The organism is Rhodococcus sp. Chr-9, assembly GCF_000801125.1.
Lineage (GTDB): Bacteria > Actinomycetota > Actinomycetes > Mycobacteriales > Mycobacteriaceae > Rhodococcus > Rhodococcus pyridinivorans.
Genome location: NZ_JTIZ01000017.1, coordinates 71,240 through 87,147, shown reverse-complemented (window position 1 = coordinate 87,147; position 15,908 = coordinate 71,240). Strand labels below are relative to the sequence as shown.

The window sequence follows — 15,908 nt, the reverse complement described above, 5'->3', positions numbered from 1 at the left end:
GCGATCAAGCAAAAACGGCGCGACCGCCGGACAGGACGGCGCCGGTCGCCGTGACGACGTCGAACCGGACGTCCACTGCGTCACCCCAGGCGCGGACCTGTGCCGCATCGCCGGGGAAGACGGGGGCCGCGAAGCGCCCGAACAGCGTCTTCAGGTCGGCGGGGTGTCCTCCGAGCATGTCGGCCAGAGGCAGGGTCGCGGCCGCCAGCGTGCACAGGCCGTGCAGGATGGGGCGGGGTTGTCCGATGCGCGCCGCAGCCTCGGGATCGATGTGGATGTGGTGCCGGTCGCCGGTCAGCCGGTAAAGCGCCGCCTGGTCGGCGCGTGTGGCGAGCGTGCCGACCACGTCGGCATCCCCCTCCGGCGCGGACGGCGCCGACGGTCCGCGCTCGCCGCCGAAACCTCCCGCTCCCGGTGCGAACAACGACCACGTCGCGATGAAGAACTCGCTCTCGACGACGACCTCGAACACCGCTGCCCGGCCCTTGTCCCAGACCTCACCGACGCGCGCCGACATCGCGATCTCCCCGGAGCGCGGCAACGGTGCGAGCACCTCGAGGCTCTGGGAACCGTGGAGCGCGGTGGCCGTGTCGAAGGCACCGAGCGCACCGAGCGCATCCGGTGCCCACTGGGCCAGCGTCAGGGCGAACGTCGGCAACACCCGCAGCCGGTCCTCGAACACGAGATCGAGGTCCGCCGCGCCGGCGCCCACCGCGAGCGCGTACAGGATCGCGTCCCGCTCGTCGTAGCGGATCGTGCGGGCACCCAGGTCGTGGCCTCGCCACTGCGCGGGCGTCGGCGTCGTTGCGGTCATTCGTCTTCGGTCCTTTCTCACAGGGGCGCCGGGCGGCGGCCCGACGGAGACAGGACCTCGCTTTTCCACAGACGCCCAGGTCACAGGCTAGGGAGAGCGATGGTGACCGTCACCGCCCGTCCCACTCACCGGTACATTCGAAGTCGGGGTGACCCGTCGTGAGATTCTGGCGGTACGCACTCGATGGAGGAGGGGACGTCCGTGAAGCGTGCAGGGGCACCGGTGGGATACAGGCGATGACCATCCCCTCCGATCCCTCCCATTTCCTCGATCAGCTGGTATCGCGACTCACCGGTCCGGGTGGCGAGTTCGAGATCGTCGTGCAGGACGTCCTGGGCACCGAGATACCCGTCATGCGCAGACGCGACGTCGCCGTGGCGGATCTGCTCTCGCAGTCCCTCGCCTGGGGCGACCGCGAGTATCTGGTCACGACCGATCAGCGGATCACCTTCGCCCGGAACGCGCGCATGTCGTACGCCCTCGCCGCGGCGCTCCACGAGCGGTACGGGGTGGGCGTGGGCGACCGGGTCGCGATCCTGTCGGCGAACCGGCCCGAGTGGGTCACCGCCTTCTGGGCGACGCAGGCCCTCGGTGCGATCTCGGTGGGCCTGAACGCGTGGTGGGTGCAACCGGAACTCGAATTCGGTATCCGTCATTCGCGACCCCGGGTGCTCTTCGTCGACGGTCCGCGCGCTGCGGCCGTGGCCGGCATCGACCGTGCGCAGACGGTGGTGCTGTCGATCGAGGAGGATCTACCGCGCCTCATCGCCGAATTCGACGGCGCGCAGCCGCCGCCCCCGAGAGTCGCCGAGGACGATCCGGCCGTCCTCCTGTACACCTCGGGCACGAGCGGGGATCCGAAGGGTGCGTTGCACTCGCAGCGGAATCTGCTGGCAGTGGTCGACTACCACCGGTACCTCGACGCGATCGCGACGATCTGGACCGGCGGCACATACGACCGGTCCGCACCATCGGACTCCCGCTATCTGCTGACCTCCTCACTGTTCCACATCACGAGCCTGCACAACACGATCGTGCCGCGCCTGGCCACCGGCAGCACCGTGGTGATGAACCAGGGCTGGTACGGCGTGCGTCCCGTGCTCGAACTCATCGAGACGGAACAGGTCACCCACTGGATGGCCGTGCCGTCGATGGCGGCGCGGATGCTCGAGGACGAAGATCTCGACAGATACGACCTCACCTCGCTGAGCCGGTTCACCCTGTCCTCGGAACCTTCGACGCCGGAATTCAAACAACTTCTGCGCGAAGGGCTTCCGTTCGGCAAGCACGCCATGGTCGACAGTTACACCATCACCGAGTGCAGCACGTCGATCGCTGTGGCCTCCGCCGCCGAACTCGAGGAGTTCCCCGGCACGGTGGGCGCGCCGATCATCACGGTGAGCCTCGAGATCCGGGATCAGAGCGGCGCCTGGCTGCCCGACGGCCGCGTGGGCGAGGTGTGTGTGCGCAGCCCCTTCGTCATGCTCGGCTACTGGGACGACGAGGCGGCGACCGCCGAGGCGATCACTCCCGACCGCTGGTTGCGCACAGGTGATTTCGGCGTGGTCGAGAACGGCCGTCTGCGTCTGGTGGGCCGGCGCGCCGACCTCATCCACCAGAACGGCGAGAACGTCTACCCGTCGGAGGTCGAGCGCGTCCTGGCCCTGCACCCGGCGGTCCGCGAATGCATGGTGACCGGCGCGCCCCACCCGGAATGGGGCCAGGAGGTGGCTGCGGTGGTCGTGCTCGTCGAAGGCTCCACGGTCACCGTCGAGGAATTGACGACCTTCGCATCCGAGCGTCTCGCCTACTTCAAGGTGCCGACGCAATGGACGCTGACGTGCAACCTGTTGCCGCGCAACGCCACCGGGAAGATCATCCGCAAGGGCTGGCGCGACACCCACGGCCACTGGTGACGACGGATCTGCACACCTACGGCCGGAGCAGGCGCTGCAGGGCGTCGCGGAGCGTTTCCTGTTCGAGCACGGGGTCGAAGGACGTCTCGGCGGCGACGACGCCGAGGTAGCCGTCGAGCAAAGCCTGTAGCCAGGTGACGAGCCGATCCGCGGGCAGGTCGGTCCGGATCTCTCCGGCCTGCTGCGCGAGCCGCACCCAGGGAAACAATCCGTCGCGCAGCGCGCGGGCGTCGCGGTCGAGAGCAGCCGCGATCTCCGGCCGGGTCATCACAGCCCCGACCGCTCGGACGAAGCCGGCCGTACGGGGATCCGACGCATCCTCTGCTGCCCGAACGGCGTAGTCGTCGAGTACACGGGTGGCGTCGGTTCGCCCGCTCTGCGCCTCGAACCACGCCACGCTTTCGGCTGTGCCCAGTTCGAGAACGGCCACCATCAGCGACAGTTTCGTGGGGAAGTAGTGGAAGAAGGTTCCGGACCCGATGCGGGCCTCGCGGCAGATCGCGGCCGTGGTCGTGCCGTCGTAGCCGTGTCGGGCGAAGCAGGTCAGAGCTGCGTCGATGATCCCGAGGCGGCGCGCCTCGTGCCGGACCGGATCGACCGTACGTGCCAAGTCCTCGGCTCCCTGGATGCCATTGATGGAGTGTCCGCTCTATTATTACTGTATGCCGAAGACTCCGGAGCGCTGGCTGCTCACCTGGGAGAGCGCCGAGCACGCCGTGGAAATCGACGATGCCGGGCTGGGCCGCAGGATCACCTGGACGATCGACGGCGAGGAGATCGCCACGAAGAAGACCTCCGACGACAAGGTCGTCCTCGACGGGCACGAACGCGGCGCGATCGCCGTCAGGCTCCCCACCTTCATCGGACCGGCCCGACGAGTCACCTGGTGGGACGGCGACACCGAACTCGGTGCGGCAGCAGCCGCCCTCACCGGCATCGGCGGGGTCGACCTCGACCCCGAGCCCGGATCCAAGGCGGCTGTTCGCGAGGAATGGATCCGGGCGCACCCCCGGAAATACGCCGCCCAGCGCACGGCGGTCGCCGTAGCCGGGGTCGCCGTGCCGCTGATCGTGCTCTGGCTGCTCGCACAGATCCCGATCCCCGAAATCGATTGGCCAGACTGGGATATCAACATTCCCTGGCCGGACATTCCGTGGCCCGACATTCCGTGGCCGACCATCTCCCTGCCGGAATTCTCCCTGTTCGACTTCACCGTGCCCGAGTGGGTGAAGGCTGTCGCAGACAAGGCGAAGTACGTCTGGCCGGTCGTGCTCGCGGCCGTCCTCGCGAACCGGGAGGTCGCGCGCCGCCGGCGCCAGGACGAGCGCAAGCGGCAGACCGACGACCCCCCGACCGACTCGGAGGACTGAGCTCAGCTGAGGCGTTCGAGCACCATCGCCATGCCCTGACCCCCACCGACGCACATCGTCTCGACGCCGAACTGCTTGTCGTGGGTCTGCAGGTTGTTGATGAGTGTCGCGGTGATGCGGGCACCGGTCATCCCGAAGGGGTGACCGAGCGCGATCGCACCGCCCGAGACGTTGAGCTTGTCCTCGTCGATCTTCAGCTCACGCGCCGAACCGAGCACCTGCACGGCGAACGCCTCGTTGATCTCGAACAGGTCGATGTCGTCGATGCCCATGTTCGCGTTGGCGAGAGCCTTGCGGGTCGCGTCGATCGGTCCGAGACCCATGATCTCCGGCGACAAGCCCGAGACACCGGTGGAGACGATGCGCGCGAGCGGGGTCAGTCCGAGTTCCTTCGCCTTCGTGTCGGACATGATCACCAGAGCGGCCGCACCGTCGTTGAGCGGGCACGCGTTGCCGGCGGTCACCGTGCCGTCCGGGCGGAAGACCGGCTTGAGCTGACTGACGGCCTCGTAGTTGGTGCCCGGACGCGGACCGTCGTCGGTGCTGACGACCGTGCCGTCGGCGAGGGTCACCGGAGTGATCTCCCGCTCGAAGAAGCCGCTCTTGATGGCTTCCTCGGCGCGGTTGTGCGAGCGCACGCCCCAGCGGTCCTGGTCCTCGCGCGAGATGCCGGTGTGGGACGCGACGTTCTCGGCGGTCTGTCCCATCGCGACGTAGACGTCGGGGAGCAGACCCTCGGTGCGCGGGTCGGTCCACGGCACTCCGCCTTCAGCGAGCTTGGCGGTACGCGCCTGGGCGTCGTCGAACAGCGGGTTCTTGGTGTCGGGCAGACCGTCGGCGTTGCCGGTCACGAAGCTCGACACCGATTCGACGCCGGCGGAGACGAACACGTCGCCCTCGCCGGCCTTGATGGCGTGCAGCGCCATGCGGGTGGTCTGCAGCGACGACGAGCAGTACCGGTTGACGGTCACGCCGGGAAGGAAGTCGTAGCCGAGTTGCACCGCGACCACGCGGGCGATGTTGAAGCCGGACTGTCCGGCGGGCTGGCCGCAGCCGAGCATGAGGTCGTCGATCTCGGTGGGATCGAGATCGGGGACCTTCGCGAGCGCTGCAGCGACCATCTGGGTCGCCAGGTCGTCCGGGCGGATCGACGCGAGCGAGCCCTTGCGTGCTCGCCCGATCGGCGACCGTACTGCGGACACGATTACTGCTTCGGGCATCTTCTCTCCTCGATGATCGGTCGTACTTCGACCCTACGGCCCTTCGACCCTACGGCCCTTCGACCCTCTGGGTCCGGCGGCTATCCTGTGCTAACTTACCAAGCAATCGCTTGGTTCGGTACAGACGTTAGGAACATGCCATGGGCATCACCTCGACCTCCGACAGCGCCGGTATCACCACGGTCACCGTCGACTTCCCGCCCGTGAACGCTCTCCCCTCACAGGCCTGGTTCGACCTGGCCGAGGCCGTGACCACGGCCGGGCGCAGTCTCGACACCCACGCGGTGATCCTGCGCGCCGAGGGCAGAGGCTTCAACGCGGGTGTGGACATCAAGGAAATGCAGGCCACCGAAAGGTTCAACGCCCTGATCGCCGCCAACCACGGGTGTGCCGCGGCATTCGCCGCCGTCTACGACTGCGAGGTACCGGTCATCGTCGCCGTCAACGGCTTCTGCGTCGGAGGCGGCATCGGCCTCGTCGGCAACGCGGACGTCATCGTCGCCTCCGACGACGCCGTCTTCGGCCTGCCCGAGGTCGACCGCGGTGCACTGGGCGCCGCAACGCATCTCGCGCGCCTCGTCCCCCAGCACATGATGCGCACCCTCTACTACACGGCGCAGAACGTCACCGCGCAGCAGCTCGAGCACTTCGGCTCGGTGTACAAGGTCGTGCCGCGCAGCGAACTCGACGCCGCCGCACGCGAGGTCGCCGAGATGATCGCCGCGAAGGACACCCGCGTCATCCGCCGCGCGAAGGAAGCCATCAACCGCATCGACCCCGTCGACGTGAAGACGAGCTACCGCCTCGAGCAGGGCTTCACCTTCGAGCTGAATCTCGCCGGCATCGCCGACGAGCACCGCGACGAGTTCGTCGCAACAGGAAAGCCGCGCAGCAACAGCTGACGCCTCACACCACCAGGAGTTCGGAACACCATGCGTGACAAGAGAATGTCGCTCGACGACGTGGTCGGCGAGCTGCGCAGCGGAATGACCATCGGCCTCGGCGGCTGGGGATCGCGCCGCAAGCCCATGGCCCTCGTGCGGGCCATCCTCCGTTCGGACGTGAAGGATCTGACCGTCGTCACCTACGGCGGCCCCGATCTGGGCCTGCTGTGTTCGGCGGGCAAGGTGAAGAAGGCGTACTACGGATTCGTCTCGCTCGACTCGGCACCGTTCTACGACCCGTGGTTCTCCAAGGCCCGCACGGGCGGCGAGATCATCGCCCGCGAGATGGACGAGGGCATGATCAAGTGCGGCCTGGAAGCCGCCGCCGCGCGCCTGCCGTTCCTGCCCCTCCGCGCGGGCCTGGGTTCGGCCGTGGTCGACTTCTGGGAAGGCGAACTGAAGACCGTCACCTCGCCGTATCCCGGACCGGACGGCACCGAGACCCTCATCGCCATGCCGGCGCTGAACCTCGACGCGTCGTTCGTGCACCTCAACATCGGCGACAAGCACGGCAACTCCGGTTACCAGGGCGTGGACCCCTACTTCGACGACCTCTACTGCATGGCCGCCGAACGTCGCTACGTCTCCGTCGAGAAGATCGTCGAGACCGAGCAGCTCGTGAAAGAGGTTCCGCTGCAGCAGCTCCTGCTCAACCGCATGATGGTCGACGGAATCGTCGAAGCACCGAACGGGGCGCACTTCACCCTCGCGGGCGACAGCTACGGCCGCGACGAGAAGTTCCAGCGCCACTACGCCGAGTCCGCCAAGGACCCCGAGGCATGGCAGGCATTCGTCGACCGCTTCCTCACGGGCAGCGAGGACGACTACCAGGCCGCAGTCCAGAAGTTCGCACAGGAGCAGGCATGACCACCACCGAGACCGTGACCCGCGCCGAGTACTGCGCCATCGCATGCGCCGACATCTTCTCGGGTGCCGGCGAGATCATGGCGAGCCCGATGGCGACACTGCCGCAGATCGGTGCACGCCTGGCCAAGCTCACCACCGAGCCCGACCTGCTGATCACCGACGGTGAAGCACTCATCCTCGCCGACGTCCCGGCCCTCGGCGCGAAGGCACCGATCGAAGGCTGGATGCCCTTCCGCAAGGTGTTCGACGTCGTCGCGTCGGGCCGCCGCCACGTGGTGATGGGCGCCAACCAGATCGACCGGTACGGCAACCAGAACCTGTCGGCCTTCGGTCCACTCCAGCAGCCGACACGCCAGATGTTCGGTGTGCGCGGCGCTCCCGGCAACACGATCAACCACGCGACCAGCTACTGGGTCGGCAAGCACTCCTCGCGCGTCTTCGTCGACACGGTCGATATCGTCTCGGGTGTCGGATACGACAAGGTCGATCCCGAGAACCCGGCGTACCGCTTCCTGGACATCGCGCGGGTCGTCACCAACCTCGGTGTCTTCGACTTCGGCGGTCCCGACCACACCTTCCGGGCGCTCTCGTTGCACCCGGGTGTCGAGGCGTCCACCGTCGCGGAGAACACCTCCTTCGAGGTCGCCGGCCTGGACGAGGCGGGCGTGACCCGCGAGCCGACCTTCGAGGAACTGCGTCTGATCCGCGAGGTGATCGACCCCAAGGGCCTGCGCGACCGCGAGGTCTCGCTGTGACCGTCCTGCGCACCGCCCTGACCGACCTGGTGGGGATCGAGCACCCGATCGTTCAGACGGGCATGGGCTGGGTCTCTGGTCCCCGCCTGACCGCCGCGACGTCGAACGCCGGTGGTCTCGGCATCCTCGCCTCGGCGACGATGACCTACGCCGAACTCGAAGCGGCGGTCGCGAAGACCAAGTCGCTGACCGGCAAGCCGTTCGGCGTCAACATCCGCGCCGACGCCTCGGACGCCGGTGAGCGCATCGACCTGCTGATCCGCGAGAAGGTCAAGGTCGCGTCGTTCGCCCTCGCACCGAAGAAGGAGCTGATCGCCAAGCTCAAGGATCACGGCATCGTCGTCGTGCCGTCGATCGGTGCTGCCAAGCACGCCGTGAAGGTCGCCTCGTGGGGCGCCGACGCGGTGATCGTGCAGGGCGGCGAGGGCGGTGGCCACACCGGTCCCGTCGCGACAACCCTGCTGCTGCCGAGCGTCCTCGACGCCGTCGACATTCCCGTCGTCGCCGCCGGTGGCTTCTTCGACGGTCGTGGGCTCGCCGCCGCGCTGTCCTACGGCGCGGCCGGCATCGCGATGGGCACTCGGTTCCTGCTCACGAGCGACAGTGCTGTTCCCGATTCGGTGAAACAGCAGTACCTTTCGCGGGGACTGCAGGACACCACGGTGTCACTCAAGGTCGACGGCATGCCGCACCGGGTCCTGAACACCGACCTGGTGAACAGCCTCGAGAAGTCCACCTACGCGAAGGGACTGCTCGCGGCCGCGCGGAACGCGACGAAGTTCAAGTCGATGACGGGCATGAAGTGGTCGACCATCGTCAAGGACGGCCTCGCCATGAAGAAGGCGAGCGACCGCACCTGGCAGCAGATCATCATGGCCGCCAACACCCCGATGCTCCTCAAGGCCGGTCTCGTGGAAGGCAACACCGAAGCCGGTGTGCTCGCCTCGGGCCAGGTCGTCGGCATGCTCGACGACCTGCCGAGCTGCCAGGAACTGATCGACCGCATCGTCGCCGAGGCAGTCGAGCGCATCGACGCCCTCTCCGCCCTGCGCGATCAGGGGCGTCCCGCCGCCTGATTCCGATTCCCAGCAGATCGAGACCGGTGTTGTTGTCGAGTTTCCGCGAGAAATCGACAACAACACCGGTCTCGATCGGTTCCGACGTGCGCAGACTCCGCCGCGCGTCGCCGGACACAGGCGCTGGGTCGTTCACGATGCCTCCCGCGGTCCGGAAAATCGACCCCACTCCGCCGAAGCCCAAGCCATGGCCCGGTCAGGAAGATTCCCGATACCGCGTGACAACAGTTCGCCGCTGTTTCAGTGAATTGCGCTCGGCACGGAGCCAGGCAGGGGTATCAGTGTCCCGTTGCGCACGGCACAGGCGCGGTCGACGAGAGTCAGCCGGCTCAGGTCGTGAGTGACCATCACGATCGCCACATCCCGATCCCGGCTCAGATCGGCGAGCAGGGCCACGACCTCGCGGCTGCGGTTCTCGTCGAGGGCCGAGGTGGGCTCGTCGACGAGCAACACCGAGGGGTCGTTCATCAGTCCTCGCGCGATCGCAACCCGTTGCCGTTGCCCTCCCGACAGTTGGTGGGGACGCCGGTCCAGGTGCCCGTCGAGACCCAATGAACACAACAGGTCCGTGGCACGGGCACGACTCTCGCGGACCGAGTCGCCCGCGAGATGGGACATCATCTGCAGTTGTTCGACTGCGGTCAACGAGGGCAGCAGGTTCGACTGCTGGAACACGAATCCGAGCTTCTCGCGTCGCACGGTCGTGCGCTCGTCACGGTCCAGTCCCGTCATGTCGCTGCCGTCGATAACGACACGACCCGAATCGGGGGTGATGAGAAGGCCGGCGACAGCGAGCAGGCTCGATTTGCCGGACCCGGACGGACCGGTCACAGCCACGAATTCGCCGCGTCGGACCTCGAAATCCACGTCGTCGAGGACGCGTCGATGCCCGTCACCGTCGGGATAGCTGAGGACGATGTTGCGTAAGCAGATACTCATGTCGAAGTCCTTCGTTCTCGGTAGATGACTCATCGAGCGGCTGCAAGGGCAGCGAGCGGGTCGACCTTGGCGATACGGACCAGGGAAGCAGCCGCGCCGATCATGCCCGTCGCAACGAGGGCGAGGAACGGAACCACGGTGGTGGACATCGTGAGCGAGAACGGAACCGACTGCGAGGCTGCCGTTCCGAGACCGGCTGCGGCCAGGGTTCCAAGTCCGGATCCGAGTACCAGCACGATCGAGCTCTGCCCGAGTGCGTCCTGGAGCAGATAGCGGGTGGAGGCACCGACAGCCTTGAGCACAGCGAGGTCCTGGCCGCGCTGGATGGTCCATACCGTGAAGAAGGCCCCGACGACCAAGGCGCTGACGATCATCAGCATCGTCTGCATCAACAGCAGCGATCCACGCTCGGAGGTGTACGACCCGATCGCGTTCAGCGCACCGCGGCCGTCGGTGACGGCCGTCCCGGTCGCCTCACCGACAGAATCGGCGTCGAACCCTGCGGAGGTCCGCAATGCAACGACGGTGCCGTCACTGCCACCGGCCGACGGCAGTGACATCCATGCGTCGTGGTCCATCCAGACCACGGGCTGATGACTGTAGAACGAGTCGTCGACCAGAGCGGTGATGGTGAATACCTTTCCGCTCATCAAAATCCGGGTTCCGTTCGTCCATCCGTTGTCATTGGCGAGGTCGGCGTCCACGGCTACCGAGCCGGCACCGAGCACGACCGGAGCGGCGAAAGAATGCCCGTCGACGCCGAACGCAGAAGCGGCAACTTCTCGACCGTCGACGCTGATCCGAGCGGGTGCCACCCCGATGATCGACGCAGCATCGACACCGTCGGCCTTTGCAAGTTCCGCATACTGCCGCGTCGTCACGGTCGACTCGGCGAACGAGACCGAGCGGCCATCGGGGGGAGCACCGAATGCGAAGTGGTCGGCGCCGATGTTCTCGATCGCAGCGATGGACCGATTACCCAGTCCGGAGGTCAGCCCCGACAGCATGACCACCATCAGCGAAATGAGGAACAGGGCCGAGGTCATCAGCGTAAAGCGACCTTTGGCGAATCGGAGATCACGGAAAGCGAGGAACATGCATCTCAGCGTCGTGCAAGGGAGCATTCCCGGCATCGCGCATTGGTTGGGTTCGCTGATCCATCGAAAGTTGGAGATCTTCGATCGGTGCGGTCGACGGCATAGTGCGGTATTAGAGTGGGCGAAATGCGGAATTCCGATGGGTCTGACTCGGGCGGGGCCGTGCCGGTGCTACGCGCCATGCAATTCGGCGCCCATCTGCTGTTCTTCCTGCTCCTCGCGGTGGGTGTCGTGCGCACGGTTACCGACAGTGCTCATCCCGTTCCGATCGTCGCGTTCGCTGTCGTGGTAGCCGGGTGGTATCTCTTCGGGATCTGGTTCGCGCGGCGTGAGGGCTTCGAGAACGGGGAGCCGGTACAGCGCCGATCGGGGCAGATCTGGTTCGCGGCGCTCGGGCTGGGCTGGCTGGCTCTCGTGGTGGCGGATGTCAACTTCGTCTGGTTAGCGTTCGCCCTGTTTTTCTTGTGCTTTCCCCTGTTCTCCACTCCGGTCGCGTTGACGGTGACGATCATGCTGACCGCGATAGCGATCGCAGCGACGCTGTGGCACGGCACCACGAACACGGTTGCCTCGATTCTCGGACCGGTGTTCGGGGCGGCAGCTGCCGCCGGAATGGCCGTCGTCTATCAACAGTTGGTGCGGCAGTCCGCGCAGCGACAGCAGTTGGTGGACGAACTCACCGAGGCGCACCGAGAGTTGCTCGGGGCGCAGGACGAATTGGTCGCGCTGCAACGGGAAGCGGGCGCACTGACCGAACGTTCCCGCCTCGCGCGTGACATCCACGACACTCTGGCGCAAGGATTTTCGTCCATTCTGCTGCTCTCTCGAGCCGGGCAGCGCGCTCCCGACAATTCCGCGGCGATCTTCGCGCAGATCGCGGACACCGCGCAGCAGAATCTGATCGAGGCCCGCCGGGTGGTCGACGCGCTCGCGCCGGTTGCGCTCGAGTCCGCACCGCTCGAATCCGCGTTGCGGCGCCTGCTCGACCAACTCGAACAGCAGACCGGGATCACCGGTGACCTACTCACCGACAGCGATCCGATCCCGCTGGTGACGGACTGCGACGTCGCCTTGCTCCGCGTCGCCCAGAGTGCTCTCGCCAACGTGCGGTTGCATTCGCGGGCGCGTCGGGTACGGGTGACATTGAGCTACGCATCCGACGAAGTACGGCTCGATATCGTCGACGACGGTATCGGCTTCGATCAACGTCAGGACGGTGGATTCGGCTTACGGTCGATGAGGGAACGACTGGCCGAACTGGGTGGCACACTCGTCGTGGAATCGGCACCCGGAGACGGAACCGCGGTTGCCGCAACCCTTCCGGTCGGGCGGGTCGCATGAGTGCGGTACGTGTACTGCTCGTCGACGATCACCCGGTGGTACGGGCGGGACTACGCGCGTTGCTGGCGTCGCACGATGACATCGTGGTGGTGGCCGAAGCATCGTCGGGTGAGGAAGCCGTGGCTTCGGCGGCGGCCGCGAAACCCGATGTGGTGCTGATGGATCTGCGTCTGGGATCGGGGATCGACGGGGCGCAGGCGACCGCCCGGATCCTGACTGCGGCCGATCCGCCGAGGGTCGTCGTACTCACCACCTACGACACGGACGCGGACATTCTGCGCGCGGTCGAAGCCGGTGCGGCAGGCTACCTCCTCAAGGACACCGACCCGAAAGTGCTGATCGAATCGGTGTTCGCGGCGGCCCGTGGGGAGACCGTCCTGGACCCGGACGTGGCCCAGCGCCTTTACCGCCGCATGCAGCAGCCCCGCACCGACCTCAGCGCCCGCGAAATCGAAGTGCTGTCGCTGGTCGCCGAAGGGTTGTCCAATCGCGCGATCGCCAAACAGCTCTTCGTCAGCGAGGCAACCGTGAAATCCCATCTGGTGCACGCTTTCACCAAATTGGACGTGGACAATCGCACCGCCGCAGTGGTCGCGGCGCGCGAGCGGGGCCTGATCGCGTGATCGGTGTCGAGGATCGGGCCAGGAGAACGAACCGTGCCTGCCCTCCCCGGACGCGAACCGCGCTGCCCCTCCGACCGTGTCGCTTCCAACGGACTCCATACCGAGGGCGAATACGAATCCGAGCGCCTCGGATTCGGAGCGGCCGAACTGTTCGTAGACCGAGCGGCGGTCGTTGCGCATGCAGGTCTGTGGGAAGACTGTGACAGTTCGAGTCCACCGGCAACCGCGTAGCCTTCCACTGCCGCGATCACCGGTTTGGAGAGCACGAGGCGCGTCGGCCGGTTCGGCGGCCATCGGACCGTCGACCGCGTTCCGGCGCTCGGGACGGGCCATGATCACAGTCGTTACCCGATCGCGCGTCTCGACGCGGATCGATTCGTACGGCGTCATGCCCGATCTCCCCGCTCAACAGCATCGGCTTCCCGGGTTCGCATCCGCTGCAGCGTGCCGCTCACGCCAGTAGTCGCGTTCGCTCAGCGGTGGTCGATCCGGATGCTGCCGGCGGTGCAGTTCGACGTACCTCGCGTAGTCGTGGTCGCCCATGACGGCACCGATCCACCACCACGCCCGACGCAGTGCTGTGATCACGACCCACCTCCGTCCCCGTCGCGATGCCGCGAGGCATGGGTGTGTGCGGCGCCCGGGGCGCGGACCTTGCCCGATGCGATCAGTTCGTCCCACTCCTTCTGCAGTTCCCTCTCGGCCGGGGTCGGCACGAAGCCCGCGGGCGCGAATATCTTCGACGGCACGTCGGGTGTTTCGGTGGTGGGCATACCTCCGGCCCGGACCGATCTGGTACACACCACTACTCCTGCGGCGACCACGATGAGCACGAGCACTGCGAACACGATCGACAACGTGCCCTGGATGAATGTGTTGCGGATGACGGCATCGATCTCGTCGGCAGTCTTCGCCGAACCGAATGTGGTTGCGCCGGAGTTCTTCGCGTCGACGAAAGCTCGGTGCTGGGCCCAGTACCCCACCGCGCGGTCGCCGGAGAAGATCTTCTGCCACGACGCCGTCATGGTCACGATCAGATCCCACACCAACGGCACGCCGGGGATCCACGCCCACTTCACCAGTCCCTTCTTCACGACGACGGTGAGCACGACGGTCAGGGCGATCGCGGCGAGCAACTGGTTGGCGATGCCGAACAGTGGGAAGAGCGTGTTGATGCCGCCCAGCGGGTCGGTGACGCCCATCAGCAGGATCGCACCCCACAGGCCGACGACGACCGCGGAGCACAACCAGGCGCCGGGACGCCAGGACGGATCCTTGAAGCGACGAGCGGGACCGCCGAAGTTGCCGAGCGAGTCCGAAAGCATGAACCGCGCGACACGCGTTCCCGCGTCGACGGTGGTGAGGATGAACAGCGCCTCGAACATGATCGCGAAGTGGTACCAGAACGATTTGAGGCTGTCGCCGCCGAACAGGTCGCTGAGCACCTGGGACATGCCGAACGCGAGCGTCGGGGCACCACCGGTACGGGAGATGATCGACTCCTCCCCGACGGATTCGGCTGCCGCCGAGATCTGTTCGGGGGTGATGTCGGGCGACCCCAGCCCGAGACCGTTGACGTAGGCGGCGGCGGTCTCCGGGGTGCCGCCGGTGAGGGCGGCCGGAGCGTTGAGCGTGAAGTACAGGTGCTGGTCGATGATGCAGGCGGTGACCAGCGCCATGATCGCGACGAACGACTCGGTGAGCATGCCGCCGTAGCCGATCAGCCGGATCTGTTTCTCCTTCTCGAGCAGTTTCGGGGTGGTGCCCGAGGAGATGAGCGCGTGGAATCCAGACAGTGCGCCACATGCGATGGTGATGAACAGGAACGGGAACAGCGACCCCGCGAAGGCCGGACCATCGCCGTCGATCGCGAACGACGTGATGTCGGGCATCTCCAGGTTCGGTCGTGCGACGAGGATCCCGATCGCGAGCAGGACGATCGTGCCGACCTTCATGAAGGTCGACAGATAGTCGCGCGGGGCGAGCAGCAACCACACCGGCAGCACCGACGCCGCGAATCCGTAGGCGATCATCAGCCACGAAATCGTCACCGGGGACAGGGTGAACCAGTTCGTTCCCCAGTCGGTCTCGGCGACCCAGCCACCCGCGATGATCGCGACGAGCAGCAGAACGACGCCGATCAGCGACACCTCCGCGACCCTGCCGGGTCGCAGATAGCGCAGATAGACGCCCATGAACAGTGCGATGGGAATGGTCATCGCGATGGAGAACAGGCCCCACGGGCTGTCGGCGAGCGCGTTCACGACCACCAATGCCAGCACCGCGATCAGGATGATCATGATGACGAAGACCGCGATGAGCGCCGCGACGCCGCCGATCGGCCCGAGTTCCTCGCGGGCCATCTGGCCGAGGCTGCGTCCGCGGCGGCGCGAGGAGATCCACAGGACGAGGAAGTCCTGGACCGCACCGGCGAAGACGACGCCGACGATGATCCAGATCGTGCCGGGCAGATAACCCATCTGGGCGGCGAGCACCGGGCCGACGAGCGGGCCCGCGCCGGCAATGGCGGCGAAGTGGTGGCCGAACAACACCCGACGGTCCGTCGGCATGTAGTCCTTGCCGTTCTCGAGTTCCTCGGCAGGTGTCGCACGGTCGTCGCGTGGCTGCACGATCTTGCGTTCGATGAACTTCGCGTAGAAGCGATAGGCGACGAGATAGGTGCACACGGCGGCGATGACGAACCAGACCGCGTTGATCTCCTCGCCGCGGACCAGCGCGATGATCGACCAGGCGACCGCCCCCAGAATCGCGAGCACGAAAAAGACGATCCTCGCGGTGGGTGATATCGGTGTCCGGTCGACGACACCGACCGGTGGAAGATCGGGGTCGGTCCGGAGATATTCCACCTCGCTGCTGGTCGGCGGCGCCGGGTCCACAGCCATATCGGCTCCTCACCAGGCTCGCCCGCAGACCCGCGGAGGTCGC

The 15,908-nt window shown here is 66.7% G+C and carries 15 protein-coding genes and 1 pseudogene; 8 read left to right on the top strand and 8 right to left on the bottom strand.

Going from position 1 to position 15,908, the window contains the following annotated elements; translation table 11 throughout:
• Positions 1-4: 4 nt before the first annotated feature.
• Positions 5-814, bottom strand: coding sequence for a MaoC/PaaZ C-terminal domain-containing protein (locus QR64_RS02310; protein ID WP_039583877.1), 810 nt, complete (start codon positions 812-814; stop codon positions 5-7).
• Between the two features lie 236 nt (positions 815-1,050).
• Here QR64_RS02310 and QR64_RS02305 point away from each other — a divergent pair, with 236 nt between their 5' ends.
• Positions 1,051-2,730 carry a class I adenylate-forming enzyme family protein gene (locus tag QR64_RS02305; RefSeq protein ID WP_039583876.1) on the top strand — a complete coding sequence of 560 codons (1,680 nt, stop codon included), beginning with the start codon at positions 1,051-1,053 and terminating at the stop codon, positions 2,728-2,730.
• A 16-nt stretch (positions 2,731-2,746) separates the two neighbouring features.
• On the opposite strand, the gene QR64_RS02300 is transcribed toward QR64_RS02305, so the two are convergent.
• Positions 2,747-3,340 (bottom strand): TetR/AcrR family transcriptional regulator, encoded by a 594-nt coding sequence (locus QR64_RS02300; RefSeq protein ID WP_039583875.1) that lies wholly within the window; start codon positions 3,338-3,340, stop codon positions 2,747-2,749.
• 52 nt (positions 3,341-3,392) lie between these two features.
• Here QR64_RS02300 and QR64_RS02295 point away from each other — a divergent pair, with 52 nt between their 5' ends.
• Positions 3,393-4,100 (top strand): hypothetical protein, encoded by a 708-nt coding sequence (locus QR64_RS02295; protein ID WP_024102908.1) that lies wholly within the window; start codon positions 3,393-3,395, stop codon positions 4,098-4,100.
• A 2-nt stretch (positions 4,101-4,102) separates the two neighbouring features.
• Here the strand turns inward: QR64_RS02295 and QR64_RS02290 are convergent, their stop codons facing one another.
• Positions 4,103-5,320, bottom strand: a complete 1,218-nt coding sequence (locus tag QR64_RS02290) for an acetyl-CoA C-acetyltransferase (protein WP_006550414.1) — start codon at positions 5,318-5,320, stop codon at positions 4,103-4,105.
• A 140-nt stretch (positions 5,321-5,460) separates the two neighbouring features.
• On the opposite strand from QR64_RS02290, the gene echA20 reads away from it, so the two are divergent.
• Genes echA20 through QR64_RS02270 form a run of 4 tightly spaced genes read left to right on the top strand, consistent with a single transcriptional unit; the run spans position 5,461 to position 8,962 of the window.
• Positions 5,461-6,222, top strand: a complete 762-nt coding sequence (echA20, locus tag QR64_RS02285) for a (7aS)-7a-methyl-1,5-dioxo-2,3,5,6,7,7a-hexahydro-1H-indene-carboxyl-CoA hydrolase (RefSeq protein ID WP_039583874.1) — start codon at positions 5,461-5,463, stop codon at positions 6,220-6,222.
• Between the two features lie 30 nt (positions 6,223-6,252).
• Positions 6,253-7,131 (top strand): CoA transferase subunit A, encoded by an 879-nt coding sequence (locus QR64_RS02280; RefSeq protein WP_197483186.1) that lies wholly within the window; start codon positions 6,253-6,255, stop codon positions 7,129-7,131.
• A complete protein-coding gene (ipdB, locus tag QR64_RS02275) occupies positions 7,128-7,886 on the top strand; it encodes a cholesterol ring-cleaving hydrolase subunit IpdB (protein WP_024102905.1) in 759 nt (252 codons plus the stop codon). Before QR64_RS02280 ends, ipdB begins: the two co-directional genes overlap by 4 nt.
• Complete coding sequence (locus QR64_RS02270; protein ID WP_006550419.1) at positions 7,883-8,962, top strand: NAD(P)H-dependent flavin oxidoreductase; 1,080 nt, start codon at positions 7,883-7,885, stop codon at positions 8,960-8,962. The genes ipdB and QR64_RS02270 overlap by 4 nt, the downstream gene beginning before the upstream one ends.
• Positions 8,963-9,202: 240 nt before the next feature.
• Here the strand turns inward: QR64_RS02270 and QR64_RS02265 are convergent, their stop codons facing one another.
• The gene (locus QR64_RS02265; RefSeq protein WP_019290135.1) at positions 9,203-9,901 is read right to left on the bottom strand and encodes an ABC transporter ATP-binding protein; all 699 of its coding nucleotides are present in this window, start codon (positions 9,899-9,901) and stop codon (positions 9,203-9,205) included.
• Between the two features lie 29 nt (positions 9,902-9,930).
• Positions 9,931-10,998: an ABC transporter permease gene (locus tag QR64_RS02260; RefSeq protein ID WP_039583870.1), complete on the bottom strand. Its 1,068-nt coding sequence runs from the start codon at positions 10,996-10,998 to the stop codon at positions 9,931-9,933.
• 126 nt (positions 10,999-11,124) lie between these two features.
• Here QR64_RS02260 and QR64_RS02255 point away from each other — a divergent pair, with 126 nt between their 5' ends.
• Complete coding sequence (locus QR64_RS02255; protein WP_052227168.1) at positions 11,125-12,339, top strand: sensor histidine kinase; 1,215 nt, start codon at positions 11,125-11,127, stop codon at positions 12,337-12,339.
• A complete protein-coding gene (locus tag QR64_RS02250; protein WP_039583869.1) occupies positions 12,336-12,962 on the top strand; it encodes a response regulator in 627 nt (208 codons plus the stop codon). The genes QR64_RS02255 and QR64_RS02250 overlap by 4 nt, the downstream gene beginning before the upstream one ends.
• Positions 12,963-12,989: 27 nt before the next feature.
• Here QR64_RS02250 and QR64_RS27450 read toward each other — a convergent pair.
• The 3 genes and pseudogenes from QR64_RS27450 to QR64_RS02240 all read right to left on the bottom strand — a co-directional run.
• Positions 12,990-13,352 (bottom strand): annotated as a pseudogene (locus QR64_RS27450) (enoyl-CoA hydratase); the annotation flags it as partial.
• 15 nt (positions 13,353-13,367) lie between these two features.
• Positions 13,368-13,550, bottom strand: coding sequence for a YbdD/YjiX family protein (locus QR64_RS02245; protein WP_019290138.1), 183 nt, complete (start codon positions 13,548-13,550; stop codon positions 13,368-13,370).
• The gene (locus QR64_RS02240; protein WP_039583867.1) at positions 13,547-15,865 is read right to left on the bottom strand and encodes a carbon starvation CstA family protein; all 2,319 of its coding nucleotides are present in this window, start codon (positions 15,863-15,865) and stop codon (positions 13,547-13,549) included. The genes QR64_RS02245 and QR64_RS02240 overlap by 4 nt, the downstream gene beginning before the upstream one ends.
• Positions 15,866-15,908 lie beyond the last annotated feature (43 nt).

Excerpts from the sequence above, each read along its gene's own strand:
- QR64_RS02295 (WP_024102908.1), top strand. The coding sequence starts at position 3,393 with ATGCCGAAGACTCCGGAGCGCTGGCTGCTCACCTGGGAGAGCGCCGAG.
- echA20 (WP_039583874.1), top strand. The coding sequence starts at position 5,461 with ATGGGCATCACCTCGACCTCCGACAGCGCCGGTATCACCACGGTCACC.
- QR64_RS02240 (WP_039583867.1), bottom strand. The coding sequence starts at position 15,865 with ATGGCTGTGGACCCGGCGCCGCCGACCAGCAGCGAGGTGGAATATCTC.
- QR64_RS02290 (WP_006550414.1), bottom strand. The coding sequence starts at position 5,320 with ATGCCCGAAGCAGTAATCGTGTCCGCAGTACGGTCGCCGATCGGGCGA.
- QR64_RS02305 (WP_039583876.1), top strand. The coding sequence starts at position 1,051 with ATGACCATCCCCTCCGATCCCTCCCATTTCCTCGATCAGCTGGTATCG.
- QR64_RS02250 (WP_039583869.1), top strand. The coding sequence starts at position 12,336 with ATGAGTGCGGTACGTGTACTGCTCGTCGACGATCACCCGGTGGTACGG.
- QR64_RS02255 (WP_052227168.1), top strand. The coding sequence starts at position 11,125 with ATGCGGAATTCCGATGGGTCTGACTCGGGCGGGGCCGTGCCGGTGCTA.
- QR64_RS02280 (WP_197483186.1), top strand. The coding sequence starts at position 6,253 with ATGCGTGACAAGAGAATGTCGCTCGACGACGTGGTCGGCGAGCTGCGC.
- QR64_RS02260 (WP_039583870.1), bottom strand. The coding sequence starts at position 10,998 with ATGTTCCTCGCTTTCCGTGATCTCCGATTCGCCAAAGGTCGCTTTACG.
- QR64_RS02265 (WP_019290135.1), bottom strand. The coding sequence starts at position 9,901 with ATGAGTATCTGCTTACGCAACATCGTCCTCAGCTATCCCGACGGTGAC.
- QR64_RS02310 (WP_039583877.1), bottom strand. The coding sequence starts at position 814 with ATGACCGCAACGACGCCGACGCCCGCGCAGTGGCGAGGCCACGACCTG.
- ipdB (WP_024102905.1), top strand. The coding sequence starts at position 7,128 with ATGACCACCACCGAGACCGTGACCCGCGCCGAGTACTGCGCCATCGCA.